General features: G+C 62.7%; 14 protein-coding genes. 7 read left to right on the forward strand and 7 right to left on the reverse strand.

What is annotated here, in order from left to right; translation table 11 throughout:
* Nucleotides 1-205: 205 nt before the first annotated feature.
* From guaB to J5286_RS04185, 4 genes are all read left to right on the forward strand, one after another.
* The gene (gene guaB / locus J5286_RS04170; RefSeq protein WP_018898529.1) at nt 206-1,690 is read left to right on the forward strand and encodes an IMP dehydrogenase; all 1,485 of its coding nucleotides are present in this window, start codon (nt 206-208) and stop codon (nt 1,688-1,690) included.
* Entirely contained in the window at nt 1,690-2,247 is a 558-nt protein-coding gene (locus tag J5286_RS04175; RefSeq protein WP_209189256.1) for a hypothetical protein, read from the forward strand. Before guaB ends, J5286_RS04175 begins: the two co-directional genes overlap by 1 nt.
* Before the next feature lie 97 nt (nt 2,248-2,344).
* Entirely contained in the window at nt 2,345-2,767 is a 423-nt protein-coding gene (locus J5286_RS04180; RefSeq protein ID WP_209189610.1) for an MAPEG family protein, read from the forward strand.
* 280 nt (nt 2,768-3,047) lie between these two features.
* Complete coding sequence (locus J5286_RS04185; protein ID WP_209189257.1) at nt 3,048-3,692, forward strand: TetR/AcrR family transcriptional regulator; 645 nt, start codon at nt 3,048-3,050, stop codon at nt 3,690-3,692.
* Between the two features lie 26 nt (nt 3,693-3,718).
* Here the strand turns inward: J5286_RS04185 and J5286_RS04190 are convergent, their stop codons facing one another.
* Nucleotides 3,719-4,675 carry a LysR substrate-binding domain-containing protein gene (locus J5286_RS04190; protein ID WP_209189258.1) on the reverse strand — a complete coding sequence of 319 codons (957 nt, stop codon included), beginning with the start codon at nt 4,673-4,675 and terminating at the stop codon, nt 3,719-3,721.
* A 203-nt stretch (nt 4,676-4,878) separates the two neighbouring features.
* On the opposite strand from J5286_RS04190, the gene J5286_RS04195 reads away from it, so the two are divergent.
* Nucleotides 4,879-5,178 carry a DUF1127 domain-containing protein gene (locus J5286_RS04195; protein ID WP_113009985.1) on the forward strand — a complete coding sequence of 100 codons (300 nt, stop codon included), beginning with the start codon at nt 4,879-4,881 and terminating at the stop codon, nt 5,176-5,178.
* A 96-nt stretch (nt 5,179-5,274) separates the two neighbouring features.
* Here the strand turns inward: J5286_RS04195 and J5286_RS04200 are convergent, their stop codons facing one another.
* From J5286_RS04200 to J5286_RS04220, 5 genes are all read right to left on the reverse strand, one after another.
* Nucleotides 5,275-6,150: a DUF937 domain-containing protein gene (locus J5286_RS04200; protein WP_209189611.1), complete on the reverse strand. Its 876-nt coding sequence runs from the start codon at nt 6,148-6,150 to the stop codon at nt 5,275-5,277.
* A 99-nt stretch (nt 6,151-6,249) separates the two neighbouring features.
* Nucleotides 6,250-7,623: a glutamate--cysteine ligase gene (locus J5286_RS04205; protein ID WP_018898536.1), complete on the reverse strand. Its 1,374-nt coding sequence runs from the start codon at nt 7,621-7,623 to the stop codon at nt 6,250-6,252.
* Between the two features lie 146 nt (nt 7,624-7,769).
* Nucleotides 7,770-8,510: a 16S rRNA (uracil(1498)-N(3))-methyltransferase gene (locus tag J5286_RS04210; protein WP_209189259.1), complete on the reverse strand. Its 741-nt coding sequence runs from the start codon at nt 8,508-8,510 to the stop codon at nt 7,770-7,772.
* A 13-nt stretch (nt 8,511-8,523) separates the two neighbouring features.
* Complete coding sequence (locus J5286_RS04215) at nt 8,524-10,023, reverse strand: inorganic phosphate transporter (protein ID WP_209189260.1); 1,500 nt, start codon at nt 10,021-10,023, stop codon at nt 8,524-8,526.
* A 64-nt stretch (nt 10,024-10,087) separates the two neighbouring features.
* Nucleotides 10,088-10,600 carry an NUDIX hydrolase gene (locus J5286_RS04220; protein WP_209189261.1) on the reverse strand — a complete coding sequence of 171 codons (513 nt, stop codon included), beginning with the start codon at nt 10,598-10,600 and terminating at the stop codon, nt 10,088-10,090.
* 435 nt (nt 10,601-11,035) lie between these two features.
* Between J5286_RS04220 and J5286_RS04225 the strand changes: the two genes are divergently transcribed.
* Nucleotides 11,036-12,193, forward strand: a complete 1,158-nt coding sequence (locus tag J5286_RS04225) for an adenosylhomocysteinase (protein ID WP_209189262.1) — start codon at nt 11,036-11,038, stop codon at nt 12,191-12,193.
* A gap of 47 nt (nt 12,194-12,240) precedes the next feature.
* Here J5286_RS04225 and J5286_RS04230 read toward each other — a convergent pair whose 3' ends face one another.
* Nucleotides 12,241-13,239 carry a zinc-dependent alcohol dehydrogenase family protein gene (locus J5286_RS04230; RefSeq protein ID WP_209189263.1) on the reverse strand — a complete coding sequence of 333 codons (999 nt, stop codon included), beginning with the start codon at nt 13,237-13,239 and terminating at the stop codon, nt 12,241-12,243.
* Between the two features lie 101 nt (nt 13,240-13,340).
* On the opposite strand from J5286_RS04230, the gene J5286_RS04235 reads away from it, so the two are divergent.
* A complete protein-coding gene (locus tag J5286_RS04235) occupies nt 13,341-14,192 on the forward strand; it encodes a LysR family transcriptional regulator (protein WP_209189612.1) in 852 nt (283 codons plus the stop codon).
* The last annotated feature ends 3 nt before the right edge of the window (nt 14,193-14,195 follow it).

The following is a 14,195-nucleotide window of genomic DNA, read 5'->3' on the forward strand; positions in this document are numbered from 1 at the left end:
GGCGCGCGTTCGGTGCGCCAAACCGTAGCAGCAGCCCGCCAGCCTCACGCTCACGCCACCCACGACCGGCCACATTTTTTACTATTCCCTTAACGCCATAGACGTGGTACCAGCCCTCGCCAACTTCCAAAGCAACCTTACACATCGCCGGTGCGGATAAGACGTTCCGGGTGAGGGTGCATTTTTCTTTTATAAGGAATTGGCCATGGCTCGCATCATTGAAACGCCGACCGGTTTAGACGCACTCACCTTCGATGACGTGCTGCTGCAGCCTGGTCACTCCGACGTCCTTCCGGGCCAGACCAGCGTCGCGACGCGCATTGCCACCGATTTCGAACTCAACATCCCCATTATCTCGTCCGCCATGGACACGGTCACCGAAAGCCGGCTCGCGATCGCCATGGCGCAGGCCGGCGGCCTCGGCGTCATTCACAAGAACCTGACCCCGATCGAGCAGGCCGAGCAGGTCCGCCAGGTCAAGAAGTTCGAAAGCGGCATGGTCGTCAACCCTGTCACCATCGGCCCGGATGCGACGCTCGCCGATGCGCTGGCGCTGATGAAGATCCACAGCATCTCCGGTATTCCTGTCGTCGAGAAGTCCGGCCGCCTCGTCGGCATCCTCACCAACCGCGACGTCCGCTTCGCCTCCGATCCCGCCCAGAAGATCTATGAGCTGATGACCCGTGAGGGCCTCGTCACCGTCAAGGAAACCGTCGACCAGCAGGAAGCCAAGCGTCTGCTGCACGCCCACCGCATCGAAAAGCTGCTGGTGATCGATGGCGAAGGTCGTTGCGTCGGTCTCATTACCGTCAAGGACATTGAGAAGTCGCAGCTCAACCCGAACGCCTCCAAGGATGCGCAGGGCCGCCTTCGCGCCGCCGCCGCCGTCGGCGTTGGTGACGATGGCTTCGAGCGCGCCGAGCGCCTGATCGAGGCTGGCGTCGACCTGCTCGTCGTCGATACCGCGCACGGCCACTCGCAGGGCGTTCTGAACGCCGTCGCGCGCGTCAAGAAGCTCTCCAACTCCGTCCGCGTCATGGCCGGCAACGTCGCGACGTCCGATGGCACCAAGGCGCTGATCGATGCAGGTGCTGATGCCGTCAAGGTCGGTATCGGCCCGGGCTCGATCTGCACGACCCGCATCGTCGCAGGCGTCGGCGTCCCGCAGCTCGCCGCCATCATGTCGGCGGTCGAAGCGGCCCGCGCCCAGGATGTTCCTGTCATCGCCGATGGCGGCATCAAGTTCTCCGGCGACGTCGCCAAGGCGATCGCGTCCGGCGCATCCGCCGTCATGATCGGTTCGCTACTCGCCGGTACCGATGAAAGCCCGGGCGAAGTCTACCTCTACCAGGGTCGTTCCTTCAAAGCCTATCGCGGCATGGGCTCCGTTGGCGCCATGGCCCGCGGCTCGGCGGACCGCTACTTCCAGGCGGAAGTGCGCGACACCCTCAAGCTCGTTCCCGAGGGCATCGAAGGTCAGGTTCCCTACAAGGGCCCGGTCTCCGGAGTTCTGCATCAGCTCGCTGGCGGCCTGAAGGCTGCCATGGGCTATGTCGGCGGCAAGGACCTCAAGGACTTCCAGGAACGCGCCACCTTCGTGCGCATCTCCGGCGCCGGCCTGCGTGAAAGCCATCCGCACGACGTCACCATCACTCGCGAAAGCCCGAACTACCCGGGTTCCGGCGCCTGATGAACGACGCGAGCAGCCGTATTCCGACCTCGGTCGTCGCGCTGCTCGCGGCCATCTCCCTCGGCGTCTTCATCTGGATGCTCTTGGGCTACGTCCTGCCGTTTCAGGATATGACCCACGCCGCGATGCTCGAAGCGCGGCTGGGTCGCTATGATGCGAGCGATATCGACGCCATGCGCGGCTTGTTTGAGCGAAAGCCGGAAGCGCGCGACTTGCTTGTCGCCATGCATCGCGGGCCCGATCTGATCCTGCCGTTCGTGCTGACGGCGTTCCTGTTCACTGTTCTCGCCAAGCTGCGCCCCGCAGGCCGCTACTTCAATCGTCCGATGCATCCCTTGATGATCGCCGCGATCTATGCGCTGCCCTTCCTCTACGGCTTCTCCGACTATGCCGAGAACATCCTGACCGACAACCTCTTCGCCGGCGGCGCCGAGTGGAGCTTCGCCCCAGCTTTACTGCCATGGGCGTCGAGCCTCAAATTCGCGAGCCTGACCGTCTGCGTCATCGTCATCCTGCGCTTCCTCGTCTACCGCATCGTGCCGCCGACGGATCGCTGACGCCACTGGCCAAGCCGACACTGGAAACCTCGGTTCGTTTGCTCTAAAGCTCTGGCACCAAAAGAAAACTGGCTAAGGAGACGAGCGTATGACCGGAATGACAGGCTATGAGATGTTCTGGCCCATCATCGCCCATGCGGCGCTGGTCTATCTGCTCTACATGCTCCTCGGCTATCGCCGCCAGAAGATGCTGAAGTCAGGCAAGGTGCGTGCATCCGACTATCGCGAAAACCGTGGCGAGCCGACCGAGAGCCTGATCGTCAAGAACAGCCTCGCCAACCAGTACGAACTGCCGGTGCTGTTCTACGCCTGCTGCATCCTTCTCTACATGACCGAAGCCGACAATCTGATCGCGCTCGTGCTTGCCTGGATTTTCGTCGCCTTGCGCTATGTCCACGCCTTCGTCCACGTCACCAGCAACAATCTGCGCTACCGCAGCCCGCTCTTTGCCGCCGGCTATCTCGTGCTCGGCGTCATGTGGGTCTGGCTTGCGGTGTGGATAATGTTCCCGAACGGCTGAGCCGGCCAACTCGCTCCCCGCGAATCGGCCTTGCTGATGCCGGGAGTAACGGCAGCGCCTTACACGCCATGCGACGCGTTCTTTCCCCAAAAACTGCGTAAATTTACCCTCGAAAAACTGACCAAATCAGGGCGTATCACCTCGATTTGGTTGAGCTTTTACCTGTCGATAAAATACAACCTATCCTGTTTACGCCTCATGAAGACCTGCATGTCATATCGGCCAAAAGGGCCGGTTTTGGGCAATGTCCGGTCTGCGAATAAGAGGGATGGGGAACGACATGAACGTCGGGAGCTTCGATCGCATTGGCCTCCGCAGGAAGCCGAAACAGGAACGCAGTATTCAGAGGCTGGACCTGATCTTGTCCGCCGCCTCGGAGCTGATTGCGGCCAAGGGTGTCGGCGCGATGCGCATGACGGAGCTCGCGGTCGCCGCCAATGTGCCGATCGGCTCGGTCTATCAGTATTTCCCCGAGAAGGCGGCGATCGTCAAAGCGCTGTTCGACCGCCACTCGCTGGCCATCCGCGTAAGGGTTGCGGACGCCTTCGCGTCGGTGCAATCGGTGCCGGAAGCCCTCGATGTGCTCGAGGCAACCATCGACTGGCACTATGAGGACTATCGCAACGATGCCGCAAGCCTTGGAATCTGGCTCGGCACGGAGACCGATCAGGACCTCTCGCAGCTGAATGTGGAGCACAACAGCCGCATCGCCAGGATCTTTCGCGAAACCGCCCAGCGCATCGCGCCAGAGCTCAGCGATGTCGATACCGAGGCGCGCACCTATCTGTTCAGCCACCTGATCGGTTCGTCGGTCAGGCTCGCTGTCACGAGCGATCCCTTCTTCGCCGCACGCATCCTGCAGGAATGCAAATGCCTCGTGCGCACGTCCTTCTTTACAGCCATGCCCGCGGAGCTGGTCGGCTGATGATGCGGATTACCAGCTGGTGCCAATTACCAGCTGGTCACCGTGTTTGCGACCTTCAGGCGCGGCTGGGCGCGTACGTAAGTGCCCTTCACCTCCGCATCGAGATTGTCCTCCACCACGGCAGGCGTGATGTTGTCGAGGCAGGCGGTGATGTGTGCGGTGATCGCGTTCATCAGCGAGATCGAAACGCCCGGCCGCTTCATGATGCCGATCTGCACCGGGGGGAGCGCTGGGAAGCCGTCCGCCTGGGTCAGCACCTTCATGCCGGTGCGTAGCGCCGATTCCGGCATGGTCGAAACAGCAAGCCCGGAGAGAACCGCCGCCGCGATGACGGTGCATGACCAGCTGGTGAACAGGATCTGATGTTCGCGCCCGCCCGCGTCGAGCGCAGCTATGGCGGTCTGTCTCCAGGGACAGTCACGGCGGCCGACGGCGAGCGGCACCGGCGCATCGTCGCGGATCGGATGGTTGGCCGAGCCGACCCAGCAGAGCGGCTCGGTCCGCACCACGTCCGACATGCGCACGCGCGGATTATGCGTCACCAGCGCGATGTCGAGTTCGCCCCTGTGCATGCGCTCGGCCAGATCGACCGACGGCTCGCAGACGATATAGAGCTCGACATTCGGATGCGTCTTGGCGAAGCGGCCGATGATCTCCGGCATGTAGCGCTCGGCATAGTCGTCGGGCGTGCCGATCCTGAGCGTGCCCTCGAGCCGGTTATCGTCGAAGGCTGCGATCGCTTCGTTGTTGAGGCGGATGATGCGGCGAGCATAGTTGAGCAGCTTCTCGCCCTCGACGGACAGCCGGTTGCCGCGGCCGTCCTTGATGAACAGCTGCTTGCCGATCCGCTCCTCGAGGCGGCGCATCTGCATCGAAACGGCGGATTGCGTCTTGTAGACCCGGTCGGCGGCCTTGGTGAAGCTGCCGGAATCGATGATGGCGATGAAGGTCTGCAGCTGGTCAATATCAAGAGGCGCGGCCATGGTTCTCACCTATAAACATCTCTGATGATAATCATTAGAAACATTCGTTGGACTGATCAATAGCCCTTTGGCATCTTGTGGCTGCAAATCAATCAAAGTGATGGCCAGGCAAATCGGCCTGTCCGCTCGAAAACCAACTTGCCTCTCCGTGCCTGATCGCGCGGAAAGGGCGGGTTGTTGCGCGCCCATGAAAGGATCATCCCATGCGCACGACAGACCGGATATTAGAACTCGACTGCAACCCCGCGACCAAGACCTATTCGCAGCGTCTCGTCGCCGGTTTCGCAACGCTGGCATCCGTACTGCGCGTGTTTCGCAATCGTATGGAGATCAACGCGCTGCACGAACTCGACGACAACCAGCTGAAGGATATCGGCCTTTCCCGGGCCGATCTCGACGCGGCCTTCCTGGCCTCGACCTTCTTCGAGGATCCGTCGGATCAGCTGACGCGGTCCGCGCGCAATCGCGGCCGTAATTCGCTTCATCGGCTCAATCAGGATTGAGCCGAAACCAGTTTTCCCCGCAGGGTGATAGCCAATAACCCTGCCTCTTGCCCGGTGCCGACCTCCCAGTCGTCTCCGGGTTTTTTTATGCGCGTTTTATGGCTTGGGGGAAGAGGGCGGCGTCTTCGGCATATAGCTCTCGAAGATCGCCTCCATGTTCTTCTGGTAGCCCTTTTGCACTTCGAGCCCGCTGTCGAACATGGTGTTCAGCATGTCCATGTAGCTGGAGGCCTCGGGCGCCTTTTCCGCCTTTTCGCTGGCCTTCGGCGTTTCCGCCGGCTTCTGCGGCGCGGGCTGGGCGAAGCTGCCCATCATTTCCTGGAATGCCTTGGTGAAGGGATTGTCGAGGAACGGATTGGCCGGTGCCGGCTTTTCGGGCTCCGGCTTCGGCGCGCTGAACATCAGCTGCATCGCCTGCGTGAATGGGTTGTCGAAAATGCTCGGTGCCGGCGTTGGCGCCTGCTTCGGCGCGAAGCCGGTTGCCTGCAGCCACTGCTGGATGCTCTCGCCCATCGCCGTGTTGACGAAAGGGTTCACCGGCGCGTTCATTTGCCCCATCGATTGCTTGAACAGCCCGCCCATCAGCGTGCCGGCCATGATCGGCAGCATCTGCTTGTAGATTTCCTGGCCGATCCCGGTCATCTGCGCGGCCTGCGCCGCCACTGCCCTCGACACGTCCTTGGAGCCGAAGAGCTGCGCCAGGATGTCGTTGCCGTCGGAAATCCCCTGCGGCGTGAATGCCTTGCTCATGTCCTCGAAATACTTGGCATAGTTGCCTGACGACACCGCCTGCATCAGGCCCATGAAATCGTAAGGGTTGCTGCTGCTGCGCTTCAGCCCGGCCGAGAAAGCCGGCATCAGCGCGGCCATCGCCTGCGTCGCCTGTTCCTGCGCCAGGTTGAACTGCTTTGAGATCGCGTCCATCGCCGCGCCGTTCTGCGCCTGCATCATCATGTCGAAGAGTGGCAGCATGGAAAAGCCCTTTCCCGGTTCGCGACGCATGATCGCGTCACTATAGCCGGAAAAAGGAATGCGCAAACCGCTTTTTGCAGAAGGGCTTAGTGGCTGCCTTTAGTATTGATACTCGGTGAACACAGGCTCGACCGAACCGTTCCAGCGGCCGTTGTAGAGCGCCAGCAGGTCTTCCGCCAACGTCGCCTTCTTGGCCATGACCTCATCGAGCGGCGACAGGAAGATCGTCTCGTCCTGGCCTTCGCTGTTGAGCTTGCCGCGCGCCTTGAGGCCCGCCTTGGAAATGGCAAGCACGTCGCGCGCCGTATCGTAAAGCGTGTGGCCACGGAATGCGGCCTTCAGCCCCTCGGCCGGCACCGCGTTGCGCAGTGCGTTCACCTCGTCGAAGCCCCAGTCCTTGGTCAGCTGGTCGGCAGCCTCGAGTGCCGTTGCGTCGTAGAGCAGGCCAACCCAGAAGGCCGGCAGCGCGCAGATGCGGCGCCACGGGCCGCCATCGGCGCCGCGCATCTCGAGGAAGCGCTTCAGGCGCACGTCGGGGAACAGCGTCGAGAGATGGTTGGTCCAGTCGCCCATCGTCGGCTCCCAGGCGGCGATCTCGCCCTTCAGCGCGCCGTTCATGAACTGACGGAAGGTGATGTGGGTACAGTCCTTGTAGCGGCCGTCGCGGACGATGAAGTACATCGGCACATCGAGCGCCCATTCCACATAGTCGTTGAAGCCGAAATCGTCGCGGAAGGTGAAGTCGAGCAGGCCCGAGCGGTTGTTGTCCGTGTCGCGCCAGATATCGCCGCGCCAGGACTGCAGCCCGTTGAGCTTGCCTTCGGTAAAGGGGGAGGAGGCAAACAGCGCCGTTGCCAGCGACTGCAGCTTCATCGAAACACGCATCTTCTTGCGCATGTCGGCTTCCGACGAGAAGTCGAGATTCACCTGGATCGTGCAGGTCCGGTACATCATGTCGAGACCCTGCGTGCCGACCTTCGGCATGTAGCGGCTCATGATGCCATAACGCGACTTCGGCATGACGGGCGTCTCGGCGAGCGTCCACTTCGGGCTGCCGCCGATGCCAAGGAAGCGGATGCCCATCGGTTCGGCGATTTCGCGCAGCACCGCCAGATGCGCGTTGGATTCCTTGCAGGTCTGGTGGATGTTTTCCAGCGGCGCGCCCGAGAGCTCGAACTGCCCGCCCGGCTCGATCGAGATCGCGCCCATGCCCGATGGCTCGGCAAGGCCGATGATGTTCTCGCCGTCGAGGATCGGCTCCCAGCCGCTCTTCGCTTCCAGACCCTTCAACAGGCCGGAAATGCTGTTCTCGCCGAAATAGGGAACCGGGCTGTTGTCGGCGCGGAAGAAGGCGAACTTCTCATGTTCGGTGCCGATGCGGAACTTCTCTTCCGGCTTGTTTCCCGCCGCAAGATAATCGGTCAGCTCCTGAACCGAAGAGAGCGGGGTCTGGTCGGTGGTATCGCGAGCCATTCAAGTAACCTGTATTCGGGAAACGCCCGGAAAGTATCCGGACAGTAGGAAGGGTGATTAGGACCGCTGGCACGTATGTTGCAAGTGAAATTGTTTCAACCAGCCATCAAAAAAATACCAGCAACTGTGGCCTGTTGCCAACGCGGCTATTTGTTCCAGTCGCCGAGTGCCGCCTGTATCACTGCCATGGCGGCGACGGCTGCGGTATCGGCGCGCAATATTCTCGGCCCGAGCGGAATGGCGGTCACGAAATCGAGGCTGCGCAGGCGCGCGCGCTCGTCCTCGGAAAAGCCGCCCTCGGGCCCGACGAGCAGCGCCAGCTTGCGCTCCTTTACCGCCGACAGGATCGGCAGCGGGTTTTGTCCGGCATCGCCCTCGTCGCAATAGATGATCCGCCGGTCGCTCGACCATCCGTCGAGCATGTCGAAGAGCCGCACCGGCTCGGCGACCTCGGGGATGCCGAGAATGCCGCATTGCTCGGCCGCCTCGATGACATTGGCGCGCAGCTTGTCGAGATTGTTGATCTTGCCCTGCACATGCTGCGTCATGACAGGCTGCAGCACGCCGGCGCCCATCTCCACTGCCTTCTGCACGAGATAATCCAGCCGCCCGACTTTCAGCGGTGCGAAGAGATAATGCAGGTCGGAGGATTCCGGCTGCGGCCGCGTCTGCTTCTCGGGCACGATCATGATGCGCTTGCGGGTCGGCAGCGAAAGCTTTGCCTTCCACTCGCCGTCGCGGCCGTTGAAGACGAGGATTTCGGCGCCATCGCCCATCCTCAGCACATTGGCGAGGTAATTGTATTGGTCCGGCGTCGCCTCCGCCGCCACACCTTTGGAGAGGGGAGCGGCGACAAACAGCCGTTGCATTCTGAAATTGGCGCGCATCGAAATGTCCTGGCTAAACGAAGAGCGCGACCATAACCCAATAGAGCGCGGCCGCAAGCGCGGCGGATGCCGGCACGGTGATGACCCAGGCGGCGATGATCGTCATAAAGTGCGAACGCCGCACCAGCCGGCGCCTGCGCACCTCGTGGGTGTTGGGATCGTCAGGCTCCTCCAGCATCCAGACCTCGGCCTTGCGGCGCATGTATTCGATCCGGCGCTTGGAGTTGCGGGTGTACCATTCGCGGAAAAAGCCGACGCCGAACACCGCACCGACAGCGATATGCGTGGTACTGACCGGTAGCCCGAGCCAGGATGCGACGATGACGGTGAAGGCCGTCGCCATCGCCACGCAATAGGCGCGCATCGGATTGAGCTTGGTGATCTGCTCGCCGACGAGGCGGATCAGGCGTGGCCCGAAGAGCAGCAGACCGACCGAAATGCCGAGCGCCCCGATCAGCATCACCCAGAGCGGCGGAGCCAGTCCGCGCACGAGTGGCTGTTCGAAGGATACACGAACGATTGCCGAAAGCGGGCCGACGGCGTTGGACACGTCGTTGGCGCCGTGCGCGAAGGAGAGAAGCGCCGCCGCACCGATCAGCGGCATCTGGAACAGCACCCGCAGCGAGCTGTTGCGGTTCTCCAGCCCCTGCGCCCGCATATTGACCAGCGGCCGCGCCACCAGCCAGCCGGCCACGCCCGCGGCAATGCCGAGCAGGATGATCGTCGACGCCGAGAACGCATTGGTGCTTTCAAGCTGCAGGATCATGTAGGCGGCGAAGCCACCAACCATGAGCGCGATGAGCACGGGCACCCAGCGTTTGGCCGCGGTAATCTTGTCCTCGCGGTAGATGATCAGCGTCTTGACGAGATAGAGCATGCCGGCGGCAATCACGCCGCCGATCAGCGGCGAGGTCATCCAGCTGGAGGTGATCTCCGCCAGGACGCGCCAGTTGACCGGCCCCGGCCCGAGCGCGCCGACGCCGGCGCCGATCACCGCGCCGACGATCGAGTGCGTGGTCGAAACGGGCGCGTGCAGCCATGTCGCGAGGTTGATCCAGAGTGCGGCTGCCATCAGCGCGGCCATCATGATCCAGGAGAGCGTGGCGGGCGGGATCTGCGATGCGTCGACGATACTCGACGAGATCGTCTTCACCACGGCGCCACCCGATATCGTCGCGCCGAGGATTTCGAAGATAGCGGCGATGACAAGCGCCTGACCCATGGTCATGGCGCGCGCGCCGACGGCAGCGCCAACGTTGTTGGTCACGTCGTTCGCGCCGATGTTCATGGCCATGTAGGCCGCAAGCGCCGCGGCCGCGATCACCAGGCCGGCACCGGGACGATCGAAGACGTAGATCGCGGCAAACAGCATGGCGAGGCCGAGAAAGACGAGGCCGATCCCCGGCGCCACCAGCTTGCGCGAGACGTATTTCGATGCGTCCTCGACCTGCGTGAGCTTGTCGAGATCCTTGTCGAGCGTTCGTTTGGTGAGGACGGTGGGGCGGTCGGCCATGCTGTTCCTTGTGATTGAGGCCCGCTTTTGCGCCGCGAATTCTAGCAGCGCAAGATGGCAGGAATCATTCAGCCGGAATCTGTTGCAGCGCCAGCGGCTCGAGTTGCTCCGTCATACGGCGTTTGAAGAGCAGGAAGAGATCGCGCAGTTCCGGCTCGTTGACGCGCTTGGCGGCCTCTTCGCAGGAAACCCACTCGTAACGCCGCTCGCCCTTTTCCTTGAAGTTCTTGGCGATCGTCGAGACTTCGAGCACGTAGACCTGAACCTTGCAGGTCACCTTCAGCCCGTTCTTCAGAACCTTGGGATAGTGGTAGCAGCCGATCGTCTGGCTCTCGACCGTCCCGCGCACGCCGGCTTCCTCGTAAGCCTCGCGGGCGGCGACCTCGTAGGAGGTCTTGCCATCCATCGGCCATCCCTTGGGGATCACCCAGCGGCCGGTATCGCGGCTGGTCAGAAGCAGCACCTCAAGCGCGCCGGTCTTGCCCTTCGTCCGGTAGCAGAGCGCAGCATATTGCTGGCGCGGAGGGCGCCGGAACATCAGCTGGACATCGGAGGCGAGGCGGGCAAGTAGGCTCAACGGTCGGGTCACCTTTATCGGTTGGGTGCGTATATTAGTGTCTCATGGAAAGCTTGCGCGATCCATGTGTGTGTTTTGCTTTCGGTTCAGGCTTTATATCTATCAATAGAGCCTTTCGTTTTGGTTTCGGTTTCAAAAAACCGCCATCGAATGCTCTATTTCCGTCACGTCGAGTGCCATTTAATATGATATCGACTTTCGTCATAATCAATCGGGACGTGATGCCGCATGCCGATAGCCCCAAACATTGGCAATTCTGCGTCGGTTCTCCACAGAAAAGATTGCCCGGCTAACATCCTGAGAAGGTAATTTAGACCCTCAAAGCCTGCTGAGGCAGGTGATCCGGCGCAATGAGTCGCCACTCTCTGCGAAAAAATATCCTTGGTCGCCACCCGCCATTCGGCTTATCAATGCGTCGAAACAGGAGGATGGTTCATGGTATCGGAAGCAACGCGCATCGATTGGATCGGAGGCAGCTGCCGGCTGCTGCAGGCAACGGCGGCGGAGTTCCGCGTAACGCGTCCCTTCGAGGGCCTGACGATCGGCACCGGCATCCATCTCGAACCGAAAACCGTGGCACTTCTGATGACGCTCAACGCCGGCGGCGCGCGTCTGGTCTGCACCGGCAACCTGAACAGCACCCAGCCGGCAACGGTGGAGTATCTGCGCAGCCAGGGCATCACCGTCTTCGCCACCCAGACCACCGATCCCGCCGCGCATCATCAGAGCCTTGTTGCTGTGGTCGCCGAAAAGCCCGATCTGCTGCTCGACAACGGCGGCGATCTCTTCGCCATCGCCGCCGAAAGCCCCTACGCCAATCTCCTTGGTGGCACCGAGGAGACCACCTCCGGACGCACCCGCCTGCTGCCGCTGCGCGACAGGCTGAACATGCCGATCCTCGTCATCAACGACAGCCCGATCAAGCAGTTCGCCGAAAACAAGCACGCGGTCGGCCAGAGCCTGTTCGAGAGCTACATGCGCTTCACCAATCGCTCCACCAACGGCAAGCGCGTCACCGTGTTCGGCTATGGCGCCTGCGGCAAGGGCACGGCCGCCTGTTTCCGCAATGCCTTCTCGCAGGTGAGCGTCGTCGATATCGATCCTGTCACCACGCTCGAAGCGCATCTGGATGGTTTCGTCACACCGCTGCGCGATGACGCCATCCGCTCCGCCGACGTGCTCGTCACCGTCACCGGCCATCCCGATATCATCACCTTGAGGGACCTGCCGCTGATCAAGAACGGCGCCATCCTCATGAACGGCGGCCATTTCCCCAACGAGATCGACGTCGCCGCCTTCCGCGCCCACGAGGACGTTATCGCGACCGACCGCTATGAGGCCGATGGTATCGAGACCCTGCATATGAAGGACGGCCGCGCCATCCACATCCTGGGCGGCGGCCACATGGCCAACCTCGCCGGCCCGCGCCCGCTTGGGAACTCGGTGGAATCCATGGACCTAGGCTTCACCCTGCAGGTCCGCTGCCTGGAACGCGTCGCCAAACGGGGCGTGGGCCCCGAAGCCTGCATCGTACCGGTCCCTGCGGATATCGACGCGATGGTAGCAAACGCCTATCTCGATCTGGCGCGGTAGGCCTTTCCAGCCGCTGCCGGGGCCGCAAGAGCCCCGGCGCGAGATCATCAATCGATCTCGACCACCAGCTTGCCCTCGGCCTCGCGGCTTTCGATCAGCCTGTGCGCCTCGGCGACATCGGCAAGCGAAAACCGGCGGCTGTCCATGCGGGGCAACAGCTTGCCCGCTTCGGCGAGCCGCGTCACCTCGCGCAGGATCTCGCCGTGATGCGCGCGGCCTTCGCCTGTAAGCAATGGCAGCAGCGTGAACACGCCGGAATAGCTCGCTGCCTTGAACGAGAGCGGCGCCAGCGCATGTGTGCCCCAGCCAAGCGCGCTCACGACATGGCCGAACCGGCCGACCGCCTTGAACGCCATGTCGAGCCCGGCGCCGCCGACCGTATCGTAGACGACATCGAAGCCACGCCCAGCGGTATAGGTCGCGACGTGATCCTCGATGGTCCCGACGGCGCGGTCGATCGCGGTGGCGCCGAGGCCGCGGAGATAATCTGCCTTCGCCGCGCCATCGATCGCGTAAACGTCAGCGCCGACAGCCCGGGCGATCTGCACCGCGACATGCCCGACCCCGCCGGCACCGCCGATGACGAGGACACGCTGGCCGCTCGAAACCTTCGCCCGGTCCACAAGCCCTTCCCATGCGGTGATCGCCGCGAGTGGCAAGGCTGCGGCTTCCCGCATCGAAAGATTGCTCGGCTTGAGCGCGATGAGATCGGCGTCGACAGCCGCGAACTCGGCGAGCGACCCCTGAATACCGCCGACCCCGCCGGTCATGCCGTAGACCGCGTCGCCGCGCCGGAAACCGGTCACATCAGGACCGACCGCCTCGACGATACCCGCCATGTCGATGCCGAGTATGGCGGGCAGGGGATGGCGGGCATGGGCGGCGTTGCCGGCGCGGATCTTGGTGTCGAGCGGATTGACGCCGCTGGCCTGGATGTGCACCAGCACCTGGCCTTTGGCGGCCTCGGGCCGGGCAATCTCGGTCTCGCGAAACGCGCCCTGCTGTGCGTCGACGACAAGCGCTTTCATCGTGGATTTCGAAGACATGGAACACTCCTTTCGTGTTGGTGAAAGGAGGATGCGCCGTTGAAGATCGAATGGAAATCATAGATAACGTATGAAGATCATGCAGAAATGTTTGGGTGAGCATGGAGTGGAGCGATCTCAGGCTGTTCCTGGCCATTGCCAGGCTCGGCACCTTGGGTGCGGCGGCGCGCAGCCTTGGGCTGACGCAACCGACCATGGGCCGGCGCCTGCGCGCCCTTGAGGCAGCGCTCGGCCAGACGCTCTTCCAGCGCACCGCCGATGGTTTCGTGCTGACCGACGAAGGCGTGGCGGTCTTCGCCCATGCCGAGCGGATCGAGGAGGAGGCGCTTGCCCTGCAGCGCGAGCTGGCCGGCACCGCCAGCGACCTCACCGGCTTCCTGCGTCTCTCGTCCTCGGACTGGTTCGGCACCCATCTGCTGGCACCTGTCATCGCCGAGTTTTCGCTCGCCTATCCCAAGGTCGTCGTCGAACTCCTGACCGACAGCCGCCTGCTCAGCCTCTCGCGGCGCGAAGCCGACCTCGTCTTCCGCATCGCACCCTTCACGGAGCCGGAAGTGATCTCCCGCAGGCTGCTGCGCATCGAATATGGCCTTTACATCAAGCGTGGCCTGCCGCATCCGGTGGCGGGAGGCGGGGAAGGCGCGCGTCTGGTCACCATGGACGAGGCTTTCGGCGGCATGCCCGATGTCTCATGGCTCCAGCGCCTGCTGCCGAAGGCGTCGATCGCGCTTCGCAGCAACAACCGTGATGTGCAGGCAACGCTCTGCGCCAACGGCGCCGGCCTCGCGGTCCTTCCGCGTCCGCTTGGCGACAGTCTCGCCGCGATCGAGCGCGTCGATCTCGGCGAGCCGCCGCCGGGGCGCGACACCTGGGTCGGCTATCACCGCGACATGAAGCGCATGGCGCGGCTGCGCGCTTTGCTCGATCACGTCATCGAGCGGCTGGCCAACTGATCC

The sequence above is a fragment of the Rhizobium sp. 16-488-2b genome, from assembly GCF_017741815.1.
In the GTDB taxonomy this organism is placed as follows: domain Bacteria; phylum Pseudomonadota; class Alphaproteobacteria; order Rhizobiales; family Rhizobiaceae; genus Rhizobium.